Genomic DNA, 12,671 nt, shown 5'->3' on the forward strand with positions numbered 1-12,671 from the left:
GCTTTACGGGCATTGCCTTCGATGGCACGGCTCCGGGGTACAGTCGCAGCCCATGACAGAGCGCCCCTACACCGACGTCGCCGTGATCATGCGGTGCGAGCACATCGACAACCGCTGGCAGCCCTGGCGCTGGTCGCTGGCCGAGGTGGTGATCCACGAACCCACCTTCGGCACCGAACCCCGCCCGCTGATCCAGGACGAGCGCGAGCAGCGCTGGCTGTTTCCCGGCTTTCGCGTGGAGCTGTTCCGCGACGATGCCGAGGGCTACCACCTCAATCTCACTTCGCCCGCGCCCTGCTGGTTTGTGATGTGGCGCCGTGATGAAGACACGGGCACGGGCGAGATCCCCCTGGCCCGCCCCGTGGCCGTGAGCCTGAGTTACCACGACGCCGGCCGTTGGCTGGATGCGCAGGAGACTGTGGAGCAGGTGCCCGCCGCCCCCGAGGTGCTGGAGGCGCTGCGCGCCTTTGTGGCCGAGCACTACCAGCCCGAGCCCAAACGCCGCAAGCGGCCGGACAGTTTCCAGTCGCTGACGGACCGCTTTGGCAACCCTGCGTCGGTGTCCACCGAGAAGCAACGTGGCGGCGGTGGAGGAGGGCGTGGCCATGGCTGACGGCTTCCTCGGCCGCTGGTCGCGCCGCAAGCAGGACGTGCGGGAGGGCAAGCCGGTGGAAGAGCCTGTGCCGCCAGCGCCTGCTCCTGCTGTGGCTGCCCAGATTGCTGCGCCTGCACCCGTGTCCGCGCCTGCAGAGGCTGCCCCGGCGTCTGAGCCTCCACCTCCCACGCTGGCCGACGCGCAGGCGCTCACCCCCGCGTCCGACTTCAAACCCTTTGTGTCCCGTGCCGTCTCGCCCGAGGTGCGCAACCTGGCGATGAAGAAGCTGTTTGCCGACCCGCACTTCAATGTGATGGATGGGCTCGACATCTACATCGACGACTACACCCAGCCCGACCCCTTGCCCGCAGGCATGCTGCGCAAAATGGCCAGCGCGCATGCGATGGGCTTCTTTGACGACGAAAAGAAGGCCGGGGGTGAAGTAGCAGACCAAGGCGGCGATGCAATAGCCCCGGAGGCCGCTCAGCCTCGGGATGATGCGGAGGCCGACGGCCGCACAGACGTGGCACAGTCCGGGGTATGCAACGCTGTTCCTGGCGTTCCCACCAGCGAGCCTGTGCGGGTCGCCCGTTCTGAAGAGGATGGGGTGGCCATGCCAGCCAGCCACACCCACGATGACCACGACGCTCATTTGCGACTGCAACCAGACGATGCCCCTCAACGCCAAGGCGTTGGGCGAGGCACTGCATGAAGACCTGACCCTCCACTCCACCCTGTGCCGCCGCGACGCGGGGGCGTTTCAGAAAGCCATCCAGTCCGGGCAGGAGGTGCTGGTGGCTTGCACGCAAGAGCAGCGCCTGTTTGCCGACCTGGGCCAGCAGACCGAGGGCGCAGTGTCCCCCATCCGGTTTGTGAACATCCGCGAGACCGGCGGCTGGAGCCGTGATGCCGCCAAGGCCAGCCCGAAGATCGCTGCATTGTTGGCCGCAGCCCATCTGCCGGAGCCCGAGCCGGTGCCCACCGTCACCTACAAAAGCACAGGCCGCTTGCTCATCATTGGCCCGCTGGACCAGGCCGAGCAGGCTGCAGCCCTGGTGTCGGATGTCCTGGATGTGACCCTGTTCACCCAAGGCCCCGGCAATGCGGGTGGTGCGCAGGCGCGGCGCTACCCTGTGCTGGGCGGGCGCATCATGGGCCTTACCGGCTGGCTGGGTGCTTTTGAGCTGCAGTGGAAGGCCGACAACCCCATTGACCTGGACCTGTGCACACGCTGCAATGCCTGTGTGGCGGTCTGCCCCGAGAACGCCATCGGCCTCGATTACCAGATCGACATGGCGGCCTGCAGCTCGCACCGCGACTGTGTGAAGGTGTGCCAGGTGGCGGGTGCCATCGACTTCACCCGTGACGCCACGGCGCAGACCGAGCGTTTTGACCTGGTGCTGGACCTGCGTTCGCCCACCGCCACGCCCACCTTCCTGCAGCATGCGCTGCCGCAGGGGTACCTGCGCTGGGACGGGCGGGACTTGGGCACGCTGCTCAAGCTGCGCGAGCTGGTGGGCGAGTTCGAGAAGCCCAAGTTTTTTGCCTACAAACAAAAGTTGTGTGCTCACAGCCGCAACGCCACCGTGGGCTGCAACGCCTGCGTGGACATCTGCTCCGCCGAAGCCATCAGCAGCGACAAGGGCCGCCAGCAAATCAAGGTGAACCCCAACCTGTGCGTGGGCTGCGGCGCCTGCACCACCGTGTGCCCCACGGGCGCGCTGACCTATGCCTACCCCCGTGCGACAGAGCAGGGCACCAAGCTCAAGACGCTGCTGTCCACCTACGCGGCTGCCGGTGGCAAGGATGCGGTGCTGTTGCTGCACAGCCAGGAGCGCGGCCAGGCGCTGGTGGAGGAACTGGGACGCGCTGCCCAGCTGAAGCAGGCGCACGGCGTGCCGGCCAACGTGATCCCGGTGGCGCTGTGGCACACCGCCAGCACCGGGGTGGACCTGTGGCTCAGCGCCATCGCCTACGGCGCTTCGCAGATCGTGGTGCTGACCACTCAGGAAGAGGCGCCACAGTACCTCGATGGCCTGCAAGCACAGATGGATGTGGCGCAGACCATCCTGCGCGGGCTTGGCTATACCGGCACCCATGTGCAGCTGGTGCGTGCCACGCATCCCACTGAGCTGGACGCCGCATTGCAAGGGCTGAGCCATACGCGCCAGAAGACACCCGCCGTGGCCGCACGTTTTGCAGTGGCGCAGGAAAAGCGCAGCACGCTGGAGATGGCGCTCGACCACCTCATCGACCAGGCCCCCATGCCCGTGGCCGAACGCCCTGCGGCCATCGCCTTGCCCGCCGTGGGTTCGCCCCTGGGCACGATCGAGGTCAACAAGGACCGCTGCACCCTGTGCCTGAGCTGTGTGAGCGCCTGCCCCGCCAGTGCGCTGCAGGACAACCCGCAGCTGCCGCAATTGCGCTTCATCGAAAAGAACTGCGTGCAGTGTGGCCTGTGCGCCACCACCTGCCCGGAAGACGCCATCACCCTGCAGCCGCGCCTGCTGCTCACACCCGAGCGCGCGCAGCTGCGTGTGCTCAACGAAGCCAAGCCCTGGGCCTGTGTGCGCTGCAGCAAGCCTTTTGGCACGGTGAAGGCCATCGAGGCCATGCTGGGCAAGCTCTCGGGCCACCCCATGTTCCAGGGAGAGGCGCTGGAGCGCCTGAAGATGTGCAGCGACTGCCGCGTGATCGACCTGTATTCCGCACAAAACGAGACGAAAGTGACTGACCTGTGAGCGCATCCTCTGCTTCTTTGACATCCCCGGGCAGCAGCTCCGCGCTGGACGAGGAAACCGCGCGGGCCGAACTCTATGGGTTGTTGTCGCAGCTGTACTACGCAGCGCCCAGCCCCGAGCTGATGTCGGCCCTGCGCGTGGCGGTGACCGAGGCACCTGCCGATGGTGGCTTTTTGCAGGAGCCCTGGCAGCAGCTGGTGGGTGCGGCACGCGCGCAGGACGATGCGGCCATTGCGCAAGAGTTTGACCGCCTGTTTGGTGGCGTCGGCAAGCCCGAGGTGTACCTGTATGGCTCGCACTACCTGAGCGGCTTCTTGAATGAAAAACCCCTGGCCCGTCTGCGCACCGACCTGGACCGCCTGGGCCTGGCGCGCGACGACGCCATGCCAGAGACCGAGGACCACATCGCATATCTGTGCGAGGTGATGCGTTATCTGATCGCGGGGGATGACGTAGCTGTCTGCAACCTGACGGCCCAGCGCGACTTTTTTGCAACGCATTTGCAGCCCTGGCTTCCGCAGCTTTGTGATGTGTTAGCAGCCCATCCGCAGGCGCGCTTTTATGCAGCGCTGGCCCAGTTCACGCGGGCCTTTGCGTCCGTGGAGGCACAGGGCTTCGACATGCTCGATTGATCTGTGGGAGGCCGCAGCGCGCCTGTGGCCAGCGCTACAAAAGATGAGTGCTTTAGTGGGGGGTGTAAAGCTGGATTGCAGTGTTTTACACACTGACATAGACTGTATGAATAGCTTTTCATAGCCTCCCCATTGCTGCCAGCCATTCTGGAGACAACCATGCAGAACCGCCAGCCGAATCCCTCACGCCGCAGCTTCTTTGCCGGCGCCGCCACCGCAGGGGCTGCAGCAGCAGCCGTGGTGGCACTTCCCCATGTGGCTCCGTCCGAATCTGTGGTCTCTGATGCGCCCCGCCCCGCGCCCGAAAAGGGCGGTGGCTACCACCTGTCTGCGCATGTGAAGCAGTACTACAAGACCACCCAACTCTGACCGGGGCCTGCCATGTTGCTGACCAAGAAGACCTCTCACGCCGCGCAGAGCACCAGTGCCTCTGCATCGCCTTTTGTTCACAGCCTGCGCCGGGGCCTGTCCCAGGCTCTGCCCACCATGGACCGGCGCTCGTTCCTGCGCCGCTCCGGCCTGGGGGTGGGTGTCGGCATTGCCGCGTCACAACTCACGTTGGTCAAGAAGTCCAACGCCGCCGAAGGCGCCAAGGTCGCCATCGGTGACAGCAAGATCGAAGTGCGCCGCACGGTGTGCACCCACTGCTCGGTGGGTTGCGCGGTCGATGCCGTGGTTGAGAACGGTGTATGGGTGCGGCAAGAGCCCGTGTTCGACTCGCCCATCAACCTGGGCGCCCACTGCGCCAAGGGTGCGGCCCTGCGTGAGCATGGCCACGGCGAATATCGCCTGCGCTACCCCATGAAGCTGGTCAATGGCAAGTACGAGCGCATCAGCTGGGACACGGCGCTGAACGAAATCACCGCCAAGATGAAAGAGTTGCGTGCAGCCAGCGGCCCAGACAGTGTTTACTTTGTCGGCTCGTCCAAGCACAACAACGAGCAGGCCTACCTGCTGCGCAAGTTCGTGAGCTTCTGGGGCACCAACAACTGCGACCACCAGGCGCGCATCTGCCACTCCACCACCGTGGCGGGCGTGGCCAACACATGGGGCTACGGCGCCATGACCAATTCGTACAACGACATGCAGAACAGCAAGGTCGCCCTGTACATTGGCTCCAACGCGGCTGAGGCCCACCCGGTGAGCATGCTGCACATGCTGCACGCCAAGGAAACCGGCTGCAAGATGATCGTGGTGGACCCGCGTTTCACCCGCACCGCAGCCAAGGCCGACGAGTATGTGCGCATCCGCTCGGGCACTGACATTCCCTTCCTTTTCGGCCTGCTGTACCACATCTTCAAGAACGGTTGGGAAGACAAGAAGTACATCCACGACCGTGTGTATGGCATGGAGAAGGTGCGCGAAGAAGTGCTGGCCAAGTGGACGCCCGACAAGGTGGAAGAGGCCTGCGGCGTCAAGGAAGACCAGATGTTCAAGGTCGCCAAGATGCTGCACGACAACAACCCCGGCACCATCGTGTGGTGCATGGGCCAGACGCAGCACACCATCGGCAATGCCATGGTCCGTGCCTCGTGCATCCTGCAACTGGCGCTGGGCAATGTGGGCAAGACCGGCGGCGGCACCAACATCTTCCGTGGCCACGACAACGTGCAGGGCGCGACCGACGTGGGCCCCAACCCCGATTCGCTGCCGGGCTACTACGGCCTGGCCGAAGGCTCGTGGAAGCACTTCGCGGCCGTGTGGGGTGTGGACTTTGAATGGATCAAGAAGCAGTACGCCTCGCCCGCGATGATGACCAAGAGCGGCATCACCGTGTCGCGCTGGATCGACGGTGTGCTGGAGAAGAACGAGCTGATCGACCAGGACTCCAACCTGCGTGGCGTGTTCTTCTGGGGCCATGCGCCCAACTCGCAGACCCGTGGCCTGGAAATGAAGCGGGCCATGGACAAGCTGGATCTGCTGGTGGTGGTGGACCCGTACCCATCGGCCACCGCCGCCATGGCCGCCATGCCCGGCAAGGCCGAAGACCTGAATCCCAACCGCGCGGTGTACCTGCTGCCCGCCGCCACGCAGTTCGAGACCAGTGGCTCGTGCACGGCCTCCAACCGCTCCATCCAGTGGCGTGAGAAGGTCATCGAGCCGCTGTGGGAGAGCCGTTCGGACCACATGATCATGCACCAGTTCGCCGAAAAGCTGGGCTTTGCGGCCGAGCTGTCCAAGAACTACAAGATGCAGAAGGTCAAGGGCATGGACGAGCCCGTGGTCGAAGACATCCTGCGCGAAATCAACAAGTCGGTCTGGACCATTGGCTACACCGGCCAAAGCCCCGAGCGCTTGAAGGCCCACATGCGGAACATGCATTTGTTCGACGTGAAGACCCTCAAGTCCAAGGGCGGCAAGGACAAGGAAACCGGCTACGACTTTGGTGGCGACTACTTCGGTCTGCCCTGGCCTTGCTACGGCACGCCCGAACTCAAGCACCCCGGCTCGCCCAACCTGTACGACACCTCCAAGCATGTGATGGAGGGTGGCGGCAACTTCCGCGCCAACTTCGGTGTGGAAAAGGACGGCGTCAACCTGCTGGCCGAGGATGGCTCGCACTCCGTGGGCTGCGAGATCACCACGGGCTACCCCGAGTTCGACCATGTGTTGCTGAAAAAGCTGGGCTGGTGGGACGACCTGAGCGATGCCGAGAAGGCCAAGGCCGAAGGCAAGAACTGGAAGACCGACCCCACGGGCGCGATCATCCGCGTGGCCCTCAAGCACGGTTGCCATCCGTTTGGCAACGCCAAGGCGCGTGCCGTGGTGTGGAACTTCCCCGATGCGATTCCGCAGCACCGTGAGCCGCTGTACGGCACCCGGCCGGACCTCATGGCCAAGTACCCCACCCACGACGACAGGAAAGCTTTCTGGCGCCTGCCCACGCTGTACAAGAGCGTGCAGGAGAAGAACGTGGCCGACAAGGTGCACGAGAAGTTCCCGCTCATCATGAGTTCCGGCCGCCTGGTCGAGTACGAAGGCGGCGGCGAGGAGACCCGCTCCAACCCCTGGCTGGCCGAACTGCAGCAGGAGTCGTTTGTCGAGATCAACCCCAAGACCGCTGCCGACCGGGGCATCCGCAACGGCGAGCGTGTGTGGCTCAGCTCGCCCACGGGCGCGCGGCTCAATGTGCAGGCGCTGGTCACCGAGCGCGTGGCCCCCGATACGGTGTGGATGCCGTTCCACTTCTCGGGCCGCTGGCAGGGCGCGGACATGCTGGCGTACTACCCCAAGGGCGCGGCGCCTGTGGTGCGCGGCGAGGCCGTCAACACCGCAACGACGTATGGCTACGACAGCGTGACCATGATGCAAGAAACCAAGACCACGATCTGCAACGTGGAACGCGCCTGATCGCGCCACGCAAGGAGACACACATGGCACGAATGAAATTCATCTGTGACGCAGAGCGCTGCATCGAGTGCAACGGCTGCGTGACCGCCTGCAAAAACGAGCACGAGGTGCCCTGGGGCGTGAACCGCCGCCGCGTGGTCACGCTCAACGACGGTGTGCCCGGCGAAAAATCCATCTCGGTGGCCTGCATGCACTGCAGCGATGCACCTTGCATGGCGGTCTGCCCCGTCAACTGCTTCTACCGCACCGAAGAAGGTGTGGTGTTGCACGACAAGGACGTGTGCATCGGCTGCGGCTACTGCAGCTACGCTTGCCCGTTTGGTGCGCCGCAGTTCCCGTCGCAAGGCACCTTTGGCGTGCGCGGCAAGATGGACAAATGCACCTTCTGCGCCGGTGGCCCCGAGACCCACGGCAGCCAGGCCGAGTTTGAAAAATACGGCCGCAACCGCCTGGCCGAAGGCAAGCTGCCCGCTTGCGCCGAAATGTGCTCCACCAAGGCCCTGCTGGCCGGTGATGGCGACGTGGTCGCTGACATCTTCCGCAACCGTGTGGTGCAGCGTGGCAAGGGCGCTGAAGTGTGGGGCTGGGGCACGGCCTACGGTTCGCAACAGGCAGGCCAGCCTGCAGGAGGCAAGTCATGACCCATCGCCTTCATCTCATCGCCATCGCCGCTCTGGCCCTGGGCACCTTGGCGGCCTGCGGCGAAAAGCCGCAGACCGGCGCAGGCATCCGCAGCGATGCCGCGCCCTATGCGGGCACCGGCAGCAACTTCACCGAGCCGGGCTGGAAGGCGGGTGACAAAGCCAGTTGGGAAGCCCAGCTGAAGGCCCGCCAGCAGTACGGCCAGAACGAGTACACCCGCACCCAAACCAAGTGAGGCCCACCATGAAACACATCGTGTGGTCCCTGGCTCTGGTGGCGGGGCTGGCCGGGTTGTCGGGTGGCGCTGCGTTGGCGCAGCAGGCGCCGGCGTCTCCGGCTGCAGCCCCTGCCGCAGCGCCTGCGCCCGGTGGCATCCAGAGCCAGAACATCTTCGAAGTCAAACCCGACGCCAGCGCCGACGCCAAGTACGCCGAGCAGACCAATGGCGAACGCGCCAAGGTGCAGCCCGGCAACAACGCGCCCATGTGGCGCCAGGTGGGGCAGGGCGTGACCGGCTACAGCAGCCTGCCCAAAACCCAGGCGCCCGAGGCGGGCAACCTGATCCAGCCGTTTGTGCAGTATCCCGGCTCGCGTTTCACCAACGCGGGTGAGGCGTGGCGCCAGGTGCGCAACCACTGGATCATTCCTTACGGCGCAGCGCTGTTTGCCATCGTGTTGCTAGCGCTGGGCATCTTCTACTTTGTGAAGGGCCCGCTGGGGCATAAGCACCCCGACGGCACCGGCCCCCGCCGCATCGAGCGCTTCACCCCGTTCGAGCGGGCCGCCCACTGGGCCAATGCCTTTGCCTTCATCGCGCTGGCCATCTCCGGCATCGTGATGGCGTTCGGCAAGTTCTTCCTGCTGCCCATCCTGGGGACCACGCTGTTTGGCTGGCTGACCTACGCGCTCAAGAACGTGCACAACTTTGTGGGCCCGCTGTTTGCCGTGTCGCTTCTGGTGATCATCCTCACCTTCATCAAGGACAACATCGCCAACCGCGCCGACTTTGTCTGGCTGGCCAAGGGCGGCGGCATGCTGGGCAAGGGCGACCACGAAGTGCCCTCGCACCGCTTCAATGCGGGCGAGAAGGGGCTGTTCTGGTGGGGCATCACCATCCCCGGCATCTTTGTGGTGGCCACGGGCCTGGTGCTCGACAAGCTCATTCCCGGCTTTGGCGACGTGCGTGGCGACATGCAGATCGCCCACATGATCCACGCCACCCTGGCCATCTGGATGATGGCGCTGATCTGCGGCCACATCTACATGGGCACGGTGGGCATGAAGGGCGCGTACAAGGCCATGCGCACCGGCTACGTGAGCGAGGGCTGGGCCAAGGAGCACCACGAGCTCTGGTACGACGACGTGCAGGCCGGCAAGATCCCGCGCCAGCGCAGCGCCAGCCAGCCAGCGGCCGATGCCGCCACAGCATCTGCGGGCCAGCAGCCCGCGCAGGTATGAGGACCCGCACCATGACGATGACACGAACTACCCGCTCCCTGGCGCTGGCACTGTGTGCGGCAGGTGTGTGCACCCTGGCATCCGCCAAGCTGCCCGCCCCGTCGCCCGAGGCCGCCGCCAAGGCTGCAGAAGCCGCTGCCAAGACCGCCTGGGCGGGCAAGGTGGACAACTACAAACTGTGCCTTTCGCAAGACAAGGTGGCCGCGCACTACCGCAAGACCACGCCCTCGGCCAAGCCTGCCGCCGCAGGGACGGCCGCCTGCGCTGACCCCGGCCCCTTTGCCTACACGCCGCCCGCCGCCAAGCCTGCCGAAGCCGCTGGCGCCCATTCGCCGCCCGGCACGGCCAGCAGTCCGCCCAGTACCCAGGTGCCCGCAGCTGCGGCCACGCCTGCATCCAAGTCCTGAGCGCACCGATTCCCGACTGCCCGCTGGGCTACAAACCGCGTCCCCTTGGGTGGCGCGGTTTTTTCTTTTTGGGGGGCTCCTGGCCTGTGTCACCCCATGGCTCGGCACCACAGATGACCACGAGGTGCTGTAGTGCGTATATTCAGCCCATGACCCGCCCTTCGTTGTCTTCGCATTCCCCCGCTGTGCCGCCCGTGCTGCCGCGCCTCACCCAGGCCCAGGCGCCGCTCACCCACCATGTGGAGGTCGTCAATGAACGGGGCGAAGCCGAACAGGTGCAGATCCCCGCCGAGCGGCCCCTCACGATCTATGTGGACAAGCGCGAGCTGGTCACCCTGATGACGCTGGGTGCGCAGCCCGAGCTGCTGGTGCTGGGCTATCTGCGCAACCAGCGGCTGATCGAATCGGTGTTCGATATCGAGTCCATCACCGTGGACTGGGAGGTGAACGCCGCCGCTGTGCACACGCGCCATGGCATTGCCCGTATTGAGGAACGCACCGCCAGCAAGGTGGTCACCACCGGCTGCGGCCAGGGCAGCGTGTTTGGTGGCCTGATGGACGAGGTAGACCGCATTGCGCTGCCCGATGCGCAGCTGACGCAGGCCCAGCTCTACGGCATCGTCAACGCCATCCGGCTCAAGGAGAGCACCTACAAATCCGCTGGCTCGGTGCATGGCTGCGCCTTGTTCCAAGGCGAGGAGCTGCTGACCTTTGTGGAAGACGTGGGCCGCCACAATGCCATCGACTCCATCGCGGGCTGGATGTGGATGAATCCGGAAACCGCCGCGGCCGATGGAGTGGCGTCGGACAACGCCCCTGCCACACCCACGCCCATGTCCGGCACCGACAAGGTCTTCTACACCACCGGCCGCCTCACCAGCGAGATGGTCATCAAGTCCGCCCAGATGGGCGTGCCCATCGTGGTCTCGCGCAGCGGCATGACCCAGATGGGACACGCTGTGGCCCAGCAGCTGGGCCTGTGCGCCATCGGGCGGGCGACGAATCGCCGGTTTGTGTGCTACAGCGGTGCACGCCGGTTGGTGTTGCAGCCGGAGCTGGCGGTGGTGCCTGGGGTTAGGGTGGGTGGGGATGTGTAACTTGGCTTGGGGCCTGATTCGTCACGCCCCAATGGCATGATCCGCGCATGAAAGATCTGAACGCCAGCAGCAGCACCTGGGCCGATACCTTGCCCAGCCAGTGGGGTCCCGAACTTGCCGAGACCCAGTCCGAGGTGGAAGTCCCGCTGAACCGCCCGCCGCAGGACCCCGCGCAGCAGCCGCCGGCCCCGGAGGCTGCGAATGGTGCCACTGCCGCACGTTTGTCGCTGTGGGGCTGGATGCGCGAGGGCCTGCGTGCCGCGCTGTTCCTGCCGCCCCGCACAGCCGCCGCAGCGCCCACGCCCTGGCAGTTGCTGGTGTTGTCGCTGGTCAGCGCGGGCTTGCTGGTGGCGGCCTCACGGCTGGAGGTGGCGGGGCCTGCGCAGTTCAACCTGCGCGGCTGGCTCACGCCGATGTGGAGTGGCCTGGTGCTGCTGTGGCTGGCCTGGTGGGCCATGGCACCGGCACAGCGTGCCGCTGCCAGCCCTGCAGCGGTGGCGTCGGCGGGTGTGCCTGCGCCCACGGGGGGGTTGGCTGCCTGGTATGTGTTGACGGCCTGGGCCCCGCTGGCGCCCTTGCTGGTGCTGTATGCCTTGATGGCGACGGCCGTGCACCGGCCCGGCCTGTGGGATGGCACGGTGGCGGCCATCGTTTTCTGGGTGGCCTATGGGGTGCTCATGCTGTGGGTGCTGGCCACTCTGGTGGTGGTGAGTGCACGCTTCATCCAGTCGCGCTGGCGCACGGCGGCGTTTTCTGTGGCCATGGCGGCAGTGATCGGGGTGGGCATGTGGCAGTTTCAGGATCAGCCCTGGGAGCCGGATGTCCAGGCCATGGTTGATGCATCGGCAGAGACTGCTGCAGCCGCCGCCGACGAGGCGCAGGCGCCCGAGCCCGTGCCGCTGGCGCTGACCCAGGCGATGTTTGAAGAGCAGCAAACTCTGTGGCAGCAGCAGGTGGATGCGCTGGCGCCAGAGCGCCCCGGGGTGGTCGATGTTTATGGGCTGGTGTTCGCCCCCTATGCCGACGAAAACGTGTTCCGCCGCGAGAGCACCATGGTCAGCAGCTTGCTGCAGGAGCGTTTTGACGCCCAGGGCCGGGTGCTGCACCTGCTCAACCACGCCGAGACGGCCGACACCCATGCCTGGGCCACGCCCGAGAACCTGCAGCGGGCCATCACCGCGCTGGCGGCGCGCATGGACCGCGAGCACGACCTGCTGGTGGTGTACCTGACCTCGCACGGCGCACGCGACCACGCGCTGGCGGCTTCGCACTGGCCGCTGCAGGTGGCCCCCGCAACGCCCGAGATGCTGCGTGCGGCGCTGGACGCAGCGGGCATCCGCCACCGGGTGATTGCGGTGTCGGCCTGCTTCTCGGGCGGCTGGATCGAACCCCTGGCCACCGACAGCACGCTCATCATGACGGCGGCCGACGCCACGCACACCTCGTATGGCTGCGGCAGGCTGTCGGAGCTGACCTTCTTTGGCCGCGCAGTGTTCCATGAGCAGCTGCGCCAGACCCATTCGTTCACCGAGGCGTTTGCCAAGGCCGTGCCGCTGATCCAGCAGCGCGAGGTGGAGGCGGGCAAGGCCGATGGCTTCTCCAACCCGCAGATCCGCGTGGGCAAGCAGATCACCCCGGTGCTGGAGGTGCTGGAGCAGCGGCTGCAGACGGCCCAGGTGGAGCCCGAGGCCAGCGGCAGCAATGTGGCGGTAGCCCCTGCCAGCCGCGCCCCGTAACCCGCCCCACCC

Annotated in this window: 12 protein-coding genes; all 12 read left to right on the top strand. The window is 65.9% G+C overall.

Annotated elements, in window-relative coordinates; all coding sequences use genetic code 11:
- The first annotated feature begins 52 nt into the window (after positions 1–52).
- Complete coding sequence (locus tag ACTPOI_RS26500) at positions 53–613, top strand: DUF3305 domain-containing protein (protein WP_063458795.1); 561 nt, start codon at positions 53–55, stop codon at positions 611–613.
- Positions 606–1,307 (top strand): DUF3306 domain-containing protein, encoded by a 702-nt coding sequence (locus ACTPOI_RS26505; RefSeq protein ID WP_440114815.1) that lies wholly within the window; start codon positions 606–608, stop codon positions 1,305–1,307. Before ACTPOI_RS26500 ends, ACTPOI_RS26505 begins: the two co-directional genes overlap by 8 nt.
- Positions 1,267–3,336, top strand: coding sequence for a 4Fe-4S binding protein (locus tag ACTPOI_RS26510; protein ID WP_440114930.1), 2,070 nt, complete (start codon positions 1,267–1,269; stop codon positions 3,334–3,336). The genes ACTPOI_RS26505 and ACTPOI_RS26510 overlap by 41 nt, the downstream gene beginning before the upstream one ends.
- The gene (locus tag ACTPOI_RS26515) at positions 3,333–3,968 is read left to right on the top strand and encodes a TorD/DmsD family molecular chaperone (protein ID WP_094291275.1); all 636 of its coding nucleotides are present in this window, start codon (positions 3,333–3,335) and stop codon (positions 3,966–3,968) included. The genes ACTPOI_RS26510 and ACTPOI_RS26515 overlap by 4 nt, the downstream gene beginning before the upstream one ends.
- Before the next feature lie 159 nt (positions 3,969–4,127).
- Entirely contained in the window at positions 4,128–4,337 is a 210-nt protein-coding gene (locus tag ACTPOI_RS26520) for a twin-arginine translocation signal domain-containing protein (RefSeq protein ID WP_094291484.1), read from the top strand.
- A 12-nt stretch (positions 4,338–4,349) separates the two neighbouring features.
- Positions 4,350–7,319 carry a formate dehydrogenase subunit alpha gene (locus ACTPOI_RS26525; protein WP_094291274.1) on the top strand — a complete coding sequence of 990 codons (2,970 nt, stop codon included), beginning with the start codon at positions 4,350–4,352 and terminating at the stop codon, positions 7,317–7,319.
- Positions 7,320–7,342: 23 nt separating this feature from the next.
- Entirely contained in the window at positions 7,343–7,960 is a 618-nt protein-coding gene (gene fdh3B / locus ACTPOI_RS26530) for a formate dehydrogenase FDH3 subunit beta (protein WP_063458791.1), read from the top strand.
- Positions 7,957–8,196 carry a hypothetical protein gene (locus ACTPOI_RS26535; protein ID WP_137749128.1) on the top strand — a complete coding sequence of 80 codons (240 nt, stop codon included), beginning with the start codon at positions 7,957–7,959 and terminating at the stop codon, positions 8,194–8,196. The genes fdh3B and ACTPOI_RS26535 overlap by 4 nt, the downstream gene beginning before the upstream one ends.
- A gap of 8 nt (positions 8,197–8,204) precedes the next feature.
- Positions 8,205–9,419, top strand: coding sequence for a formate dehydrogenase subunit gamma (locus ACTPOI_RS26540; RefSeq protein ID WP_440114822.1), 1,215 nt, complete (start codon positions 8,205–8,207; stop codon positions 9,417–9,419).
- 17 nt (positions 9,420–9,436) lie between these two features.
- On the top strand, positions 9,437–9,826 hold the full coding sequence (locus ACTPOI_RS26545; protein WP_440114933.1) for a hypothetical protein: 390 nt from the start codon (positions 9,437–9,439) through the stop codon (positions 9,824–9,826).
- 149 nt (positions 9,827–9,975) lie between these two features.
- Positions 9,976–10,923, top strand: coding sequence for a formate dehydrogenase accessory sulfurtransferase FdhD (locus ACTPOI_RS26550; RefSeq protein WP_440114825.1), 948 nt, complete (start codon positions 9,976–9,978; stop codon positions 10,921–10,923).
- A gap of 47 nt (positions 10,924–10,970) precedes the next feature.
- Complete coding sequence (locus tag ACTPOI_RS26555) at positions 10,971–12,659, top strand: C13 family peptidase (protein WP_440114828.1); 1,689 nt, start codon at positions 10,971–10,973, stop codon at positions 12,657–12,659.
- Positions 12,660–12,671 lie beyond the last annotated feature (12 nt).

The organism is Acidovorax sp. BL-A-41-H1 (genome assembly GCF_051942715.1).

What these genes read in the sequence shown, in the direction of transcription:
- ACTPOI_RS26500 (WP_063458795.1), top strand. Translation starts at nt 53, where the DNA reads ATGACAGAGCGCCCCTACACCGACGTCGCCGTGATCATGCGGTGCGAG.
- ACTPOI_RS26505 (WP_440114815.1), top strand. Translation starts at nt 606, where the DNA reads ATGGCTGACGGCTTCCTCGGCCGCTGGTCGCGCCGCAAGCAGGACGTG.
- ACTPOI_RS26510 (WP_440114930.1), top strand. Translation starts at nt 1,267, where the DNA reads ATGCCCCTCAACGCCAAGGCGTTGGGCGAGGCACTGCATGAAGACCTG.
- ACTPOI_RS26520 (WP_094291484.1), top strand. Translation starts at nt 4,128, where the DNA reads ATGCAGAACCGCCAGCCGAATCCCTCACGCCGCAGCTTCTTTGCCGGC.
- ACTPOI_RS26525 (WP_094291274.1), top strand. Translation starts at nt 4,350, where the DNA reads ATGTTGCTGACCAAGAAGACCTCTCACGCCGCGCAGAGCACCAGTGCC.
- fdh3B (WP_063458791.1), top strand. Translation starts at nt 7,343, where the DNA reads ATGGCACGAATGAAATTCATCTGTGACGCAGAGCGCTGCATCGAGTGC.
- ACTPOI_RS26535 (WP_137749128.1), top strand. Translation starts at nt 7,957, where the DNA reads ATGACCCATCGCCTTCATCTCATCGCCATCGCCGCTCTGGCCCTGGGC.
- ACTPOI_RS26540 (WP_440114822.1), top strand. Translation starts at nt 8,205, where the DNA reads ATGAAACACATCGTGTGGTCCCTGGCTCTGGTGGCGGGGCTGGCCGGG.
- ACTPOI_RS26545 (WP_440114933.1), top strand. Translation starts at nt 9,437, where the DNA reads ATGACACGAACTACCCGCTCCCTGGCGCTGGCACTGTGTGCGGCAGGT.
- ACTPOI_RS26550 (WP_440114825.1), top strand. Translation starts at nt 9,976, where the DNA reads ATGACCCGCCCTTCGTTGTCTTCGCATTCCCCCGCTGTGCCGCCCGTG.
- ACTPOI_RS26555 (WP_440114828.1), top strand. Translation starts at nt 10,971, where the DNA reads ATGAAAGATCTGAACGCCAGCAGCAGCACCTGGGCCGATACCTTGCCC.